The organism is Mesorhizobium sp. M8A.F.Ca.ET.021.01.1.1 (assembly GCF_003998025.1).
Classification (GTDB): domain Bacteria; phylum Pseudomonadota; class Alphaproteobacteria; order Rhizobiales; family Rhizobiaceae; genus Mesorhizobium.
This window is the reverse complement of record NZ_RZSJ01000331.1, coordinates 1-6,685: the sequence shown is the minus strand read 5'-3', so window position 1 is coordinate 6,685 and position 6,685 is coordinate 1. Positions and strand designations below refer to the sequence as shown.

The following is a 6,685-nucleotide window of genomic DNA, read 5'->3' as shown; positions in this document are numbered from 1 at the left end:
GTGGGGGAGTGGTGGCTCGGCGAAGCCGAGACGGAGAGGGGGCCTTGGCGCTAACCCATCCCCCAACCCACCAAAGTTCGGGCGCTCGTGGCTGGCGCCCATTGCCGGAGCCGGCGCCTCTCCCTCGAGCCGGCTCCGGCCCTTTCGAGCCTCACACTTTCGCGCGCGATCCCCACGCGCCGGACGGCGCCTGCACGGTGTCAAGACATTGGAGCCTGACCATGACCCTGAACGAACGCGCCGCCAAGCTCACCGGCCTCGCCGCCAGGCTGTACCTGCGGGACGCGGCGCTGCTTGCCGGCCGCCTGCTTTTGTCCCTCATCTTCCTGCATGAGGGCGCCACGCTCGCCACCCATTTCGAGGGCGCCGCCAAGGCCATGGCGGCCCTTGGCGTCGGCCTGCCGCTGTTCATCGCCACCATGGCGCTGCAATTGGGGGCGGGGCTTTCCGTCGCGACAGGCCTGCTGACGCGGCTTGGCGCCATCGGGCTCGGCCTGTTTTGCCTGGCCACGGCCATGCTGTTCCACACCAATTTCGCCAGCCAGAACGAATTGCTGCATTTCGAAAAGGATCTGGCCATATCAGGCGGCATGTTCGTGCTGGCCGCCGCCGGCGCCGGCAGGTTCTCGCTGGACTGGTTGTTGGCCGGCTATCTCAGGCAGCGCCAGCGCGACAAGGAGATGGTGGCGGCGCTGCTGGCGGTCGAGAACCAGTTTTCCGTGGAGGTGCGGCTGCCGGTTTGAGCAGGAACCGAGCCCGCGCGCGCCCACACACGCTCGCACGTGCTGTGCTGGAACCAGCCTTGATGCTCCGCATTCTATAAGCAGGGGCTCAAGGAGCGTGACGTGAAAGCGATTTTGGCACTGGTGGGCGGCTTTGTTCTGACCCTTGCGGTCTTCGGCAGCGGGCTGGGCTTTGCCGCCTGGCTGCTCGCCGCCAAGTCTCCGCATGAGGCAAGGCGAACCGTCAGCGTCGCGGAGCTGTGGACCAGGGACGCGCGGCCGGTGAACAAGACGTCGCAGAACCTCGAACGCCTGCCGGCCGACCAGCCCGCGGCGCCCGACATCGCCGCCAGGGAGCAGGCACCCGACCCGACCGCGACCGGCTCGATCGCGCCTTCGGCTGAAGCGGCCGAACTGCCGGGATCCCACGTCAAATGGTGCGCCAGCCATTACCGCTCCTACCATCCCGACGACAACACCTACATGTCTTATAGCGGGCGGCTGCGCCCCTGCGTCTCACCCTATCTCGACGCCGGCGCCGACCAGAGCGCGCAGCCTACGGCCGAAGTCAGCTATGTCGCGGGCGACGTCGCTTCGGCCGTCACGACGGGGCTTTCCGCCGACCATGTCGATTCCTGCTTCAGTCGCTATCGCTCCTACCGGCCCGACGACAACAGCTACCAGCCCTATTCCGGCGGACCCAGGCGCCAGTGCGAGTAGCGCCGGTGCCGGGTAAACATGGCTGAAGGGCGCGGCTTGTGATCCCGACGATCACGCAAATTTTTTGGATCGTTCGCACCGGCGCGGCGTTCATCCCCCACACAAGGGAGAACTGACATGAACGACGACCGCGACGACAAGATCCGCGACCGCGCCTACGAGATCTGGCAGCGCGAAGGCGGCGGCCATGGCGACCATGACCGGCACTGGCACCAGGCTGAGATGGAGATCGACAGGGAAGCCGCCCTGCCGCTGACGGCCGACGATGCGCTTCCGGAAACCGGCGAGATCGCCAGCACGGACGTGCTGCAGGTCGAAGCGCTGGCGGCCCGTACCGGCATATCGGGCGACGAGGCGCAGGCGCTGATCGACAGGCTCGGCACCGATCGCGCCGCGATCGAGCAGGCCGCGCGCGGCCTCAAGGCGAAGCACGGGCGCTGAACGCAAGGCCTTTCGAAACAATGCGTTGGCGCGGTTCGATGAGAAGATGATTCATCGAGCCGGCGGCGCGAAACCATGACCCGGGCGAAGCCGTAGGGCGCTATCCTCCGTCATCTGCCCCGTCATCAACGGCAATGTCGGAACCCTTGGCTGTCTCGCAGGTTCCTTCTGCCCACCCCAACAGGAGATGCAGGCCATGGACCACACCCACCACATCAGGCTGACCAATGCCGAACTGACCCCCGATGCGCTCGAAGGCGCCACCATCTACGGTCCCGGCGACGAGAAGATCGGCTCGGTCGACCATCTGCACGGCAGCCAGGTCGTCATCGATGTCGGCGGCTTCCTCGGCATCGGCGCCAAGCCCGTGGCCGTGCTGGCCAACGAACTCGATTTCATGCGCGACGAGGACGGCGACATCCACGCCGTGACCAGTTGGACCAAGGACCAGCTGAAACAAATGCCCGAACACCGCGACTGACAATGAGAAGGGCTCGGCATCATCCGGGCCCTTCGTCTTTTCCAAGGGAGAGACCGATGATCAGGAAGCTGAAAGACGGAAAATACCGGCTTTATTCGAGGAAGAAGGACGACAAGACGGGGAAGCGGCGGAATTTGGGGACGTTTGATACGCGCGAGGCGGCGGAGAAGCATGAGAAGGAGGTGCAGTATTTCAAGCGGCATTGAGGGATGCTGAGGCGTGCCTCGGTCTCGTTGCTGCAATTGGCGGTGGACAAGAAGCGCTATGGCCAAAGCGTTGCGACGCCGCCAAGCGACGTGAAACTCGTGTGGAACAAAATAAGCATCCGCGCGTTTGGGCTTTCGGCTTGGTCTGGCCATGGGGTCCGCGTGGGGAGGGGTTTTTGGGCGTATCTCGGTTACCAAAGGAACATCTGGATTCTCGGCAAATACTCAGCGCTCTCAAGGCATTTCGAAACGGAGATTTTTCCGTCCGCATCGAAAACGTCTATGACGGGCTGAGTGGCGAAATCGCAGATACGTTCAACCAAATTGTCGAACTCAATGACCAGGTGACGCGTGAATTCGCGCGGCTCAGCCGGGTGGTCGGCAAAGATGGGCGCATCAGCGAGCGGGGCCATGTCAGGAACGCCAAAGGCAGCTGGGAATCCAGTGTTCGGTCGGTCAACGACCTGATCGAGGACATGGTGCAGCCGACCGCCGAGGTTGCCCGGGTCATCGGCGCCGTCGCCAAGGGCGATCTGTCCCAGACCATGATGGTGGAGATCGACGGGAGGCCGCTGCGCGGCGAATTCCTGCGGATCGGCAAAATCGTCAACACAATGGTCGAGCAACTCGCCTCGTTCACTTCGGAGGTGACACGAGTGGCGCGCGAGGTCGGCACCGAGGGCAAACTTGGTGGACAGGCGCGGGTCAAGGGTGTGGCAGGCACCTGGAAGGATCTGACCGACAATGTGAACGCGATGGCGACCAATCTGACGAGCCAGGTGCGCAACATCGCGGAGGTGACTACGGCCGTCGCGTCGGGTGACTTGTCAAAGAAGATCACCGTCGACGTGAAGGGCGAGATCCTGGAGCTGAAGTCGACCATCAACACCATGGTCGACCAGCTCAACTCGTTTGCCGGCGAGGTGACGCGCGTCGCGCGCGAAGTCGGCACCGAGGGGAAACTCGGCGGCCAAGCCCGCGTCGAGGGCGTGGGTGGCACCTGGAAGGACCTGACGGACAGCGTGAACCTGATGGCCGCCAACTTGACCGGCCAGGTCCGCAATATCGCCGATGTGACGACCGCGGTGGCGCTCGGCGACCTGTCGAAGAAGATCACCGTCGACGTGAAGGGCGAGATTTTGGAGCTGAAGTCCACCATCAATACGATGGTCGACCAGCTCAACTCCTTTGCCGGCGAGGTGACGCGCGTTGCGCGCGAGGTCGGGACGGAGGGAAAGCTCGGCGGCCAGGCGCAGGTGCGGGGTGTCGCTGGAACCTGGAAAGATTTGACCGACAACGTCAATTCAATGGCGGCCAACCTGACCGGCCAGGTGCGCAACATCGCCGAAGTGACCACCGCGGTGGCTCTGGGCGATCTGTCGAAGAAGATCACGGTCGACGTGAAGGGCGAGATCCTGGAACTCAAGAACACCATCAACACGATGGTGGATCAGCTGAATTCCTTCGCCTCGGAGGTGACGCGTGTCGCGCGCGAAGTCGGCACCGAGGGAAAGCTGGGCGGCCAGGCAGAAGTGCGAGGGGTCGGAGGCACCTGGAAGGACCTGACCGACAACGTCAATCTGATGGCGGCCAATCTCACCGGGCAAGTGCGCAACATTGCCGATGTGACGACGGCCGTTGCGCGCGGGGATCTTTCCAAGAAGATCACAGTCGACGTGAAGGGCGAAATCCTGGAGCTCAAGAACACCGTCAACACGATGGTGGACCAGCTCAACTCATTCGCCTCCGAAGTCACGCGCGTCGCCCGCGAAGTGGGCTCCGAGGGGAAACTCGGCGGTCAGGCCCATGTCGAGGGGGTCGGCGGCACCTGGAAGGACCTGACCGACAACGTCAATGCCATGGCCGGCAACCTGACCGTCCAGTTGCGCGATGTCTCCAAGGTCGCGACCGCGATCGCCACCGGCGATCTCACCCAGAAAATCACCGTCGATGCATTGGGAGAGATTCTGCAGATCAAGGATGTCATCAACACGATGGTGGACCAGCTGAACTCCTTCGCATCCGAGGTGACGCGCGTCGCCCGCGAAGTGGGGTCGGACGGCAAGCTTGGCGGCCAGGCACAGGTACGCGGTGGCGCCGGCACGTGGAAGGACCTGACGGACAATGTCAACGCCATGGCCGCCAACCTGACGGGCCAGGTCCGCAACATTGCGGAAGTGACGACCGCCGTTGCGCTGGGCGACCTGTCGAAGAAGATCACGGTCGACGTTCGCGGCGAAATTCTCGAACTCAAGGACACCATCAACACGATGGTGGATCAGCTCAACTCGTTCGCCTCGGAAGTGACGCGTGTCGCGCGCGAAGTCGGTACCGAAGGGAAGCTTGGCGGCCAGGCACAGGTGCGCGGTGTCGCAGGCACCTGGAAAGACCTGACCGACAACGTCAATTCGATGGCCGAGAATCTTACCGGCCAGGTCCGCAACATCGCCGATGTGACGACCGCGGTGGCGCGAGGCGATCTGTCGAAGAAGATCACCGTCGACGTCAAGGGCGAGATCCTGGAGCTGAAGTCCACCATCAACACCATGGTCGACCAGCTCAACTCCTTTGCCGGCGAGGTGACGCGTGTGGCGCGCGAGGTCGGCACCGAGGGCAAGCTCGGCGGCCAGGCACAGGTCGAGGGCGTGGCCGGCACATGGAAGGACCTGACCGACAACGTCAACCTCATGGCGACCAACCTGACCAACCAGGTGCGTGGCATCGCTGATGTCGTGACCGCAGTGGCACAAGGAAATCTCAAGCGCAAGCTCGCCGTGGATGCCAAGGGCGAGATCGCGTCCCTGGCGGACACCATCAACGGCATGATCGAAACGCTTGCGACCTTCGCCGATCAGGTGACCAACGTCGCACGCGAGGTCGGTATCGAGGGCAAGCTCGGCGGCCAGGCCAGGGTGCCGGGCGCCGCCGGTCTGTGGCGCGACCTGACCGACAACGTCAATCAGCTGGCAGCGAACCTGACCACCCAGGTGCGGGCCATCGCCGAGGTGTCGACCGCGGTCACCAAGGGTGATCTTACCCGTTCCATCAGCGTCCAGGCTTCCGGGGAGGTCGCGGCGCTCAAGGACAACATCAACGAGATGATCCGCAACCTGAAGGATCAGACGCTCAAGAATGCCGAGCAGGATTGGCTGAAAACCAACCTCGCGCGGTTCTCGCGCATGCTGCAGGGCGAGCGCGATCTGGCCACGGTGTCGCGCATGATCATCTCCGAGCTCGCGCCGCTGGTGAACGCGCAGTACGGCCTTTTCTACGTGACCAATCGCGACGAGGAAGAATCCTATCTGGAACTGGCCGCGTCATACGCCGCCGAAGGCAAAGCCGCGATCCGCCAGCGTGTGGACTTCCGGGAAGGTCTGATCGGTCAAAGCGCAGCCGACAAACGGGCGATCATGCTCGACGATGTTCCTTCGAGCTTCCTGCGCATCACCTCGGGCCTTGGCGAAGCACCGCCGGCCAGCGCTATCGTCCTGCCGGCATTGTTCGAGGAAGAGGTCAAGGCGGTTATCGAGCTCGCTTCGTTCAGCCGCTTCAGCGACACGCATCGCCTGTTCCTCGAGCAATTGATGGAGTCGGTCGGTATCGTGCTCAACACGATCGCCGCGACCATGCGCACGGAAGGGCTTCTCAAGCAGTCGCAGCTTTTGACGTCCGAACTGCAGTCGCGCCAGACCGAGCTCACCAAGAAACAGGAAGAGCTTCACGCCACCAACGAGGAATTGCAGGAGAAGGCGCAGCTCCTCGAGAACGAGAAAAAACAAGTCGAGAACAAGAATCTCGAGATCGAAATGGCCAGACGGGCGCTCGAGGAAAAGGCGGAACAGCTGGCGCTGACGTCCAAGTACAAGTCCGAATTCCTGGCGAATATGAGCCACGAACTGAGGACCCCGCTGAATTCGCTGTTGATCCTGTCCAACCTGCTCGCCACCAACCAGCAGGGCAATTTGAACGACAAGCAGATCGAGTTCGCTCGGACGATCAACTCGGCGGGCACGGATTTGCTCAGCCTCATCAATGACATACTGGATCTTTCGAAAATCGAGTCCGGCACGGTTTCGATCGAGCTCAACGACATGCCGCTCGCCCATCTGCGTCAG

At 62.9% G+C, this 6,685-nt stretch carries 6 protein-coding genes; all 6 read left to right on the top strand.

The window, feature by feature from the left end; all coding sequences use genetic code 11:
- Positions 1-221 precede the first annotated feature (221 nt).
- Entirely contained in the window at positions 222-743 is a 522-nt protein-coding gene (locus tag EOA36_RS22730; protein WP_127279516.1) for a DoxX family protein, read from the top strand.
- A gap of 102 nt (positions 744-845) precedes the next feature.
- Positions 846-1,442 (top strand): BA14K family protein, encoded by a 597-nt coding sequence (locus EOA36_RS22725; RefSeq protein ID WP_127279515.1) that lies wholly within the window; start codon positions 846-848, stop codon positions 1,440-1,442.
- Positions 1,443-1,559: 117 nt separating this feature from the next.
- Complete coding sequence (locus EOA36_RS22720) at positions 1,560-1,883, top strand: DUF2934 domain-containing protein (RefSeq protein WP_127279514.1); 324 nt, start codon at positions 1,560-1,562, stop codon at positions 1,881-1,883.
- A 196-nt stretch (positions 1,884-2,079) separates the two neighbouring features.
- The gene (locus EOA36_RS22715; protein ID WP_127279513.1) at positions 2,080-2,364 is read left to right on the top strand and encodes a PRC-barrel domain containing protein; all 285 of its coding nucleotides are present in this window, start codon (positions 2,080-2,082) and stop codon (positions 2,362-2,364) included.
- A 56-nt stretch (positions 2,365-2,420) separates the two neighbouring features.
- Positions 2,421-2,570 (top strand): hypothetical protein, encoded by a 150-nt coding sequence (locus tag EOA36_RS22710; protein ID WP_086081318.1) that lies wholly within the window; start codon positions 2,421-2,423, stop codon positions 2,568-2,570.
- A gap of 176 nt (positions 2,571-2,746) precedes the next feature.
- Positions 2,747-6,685 (top strand): HAMP domain-containing protein (locus EOA36_RS22705; RefSeq protein ID WP_127279512.1); only part of this gene is annotated, 3,939 nt, incomplete at its 3' end.

What these genes read in the sequence shown, in the direction of transcription:
- EOA36_RS22715 (WP_127279513.1), top strand. Translation starts at nt 2,080, where the DNA reads ATGGACCACACCCACCACATCAGGCTGACCAATGCCGAACTGACCCCC.
- EOA36_RS22720 (WP_127279514.1), top strand. Translation starts at nt 1,560, where the DNA reads ATGAACGACGACCGCGACGACAAGATCCGCGACCGCGCCTACGAGATC.
- EOA36_RS22730 (WP_127279516.1), top strand. Translation starts at nt 222, where the DNA reads ATGACCCTGAACGAACGCGCCGCCAAGCTCACCGGCCTCGCCGCCAGG.
- EOA36_RS22710 (WP_086081318.1), top strand. Translation starts at nt 2,421, where the DNA reads ATGATCAGGAAGCTGAAAGACGGAAAATACCGGCTTTATTCGAGGAAG.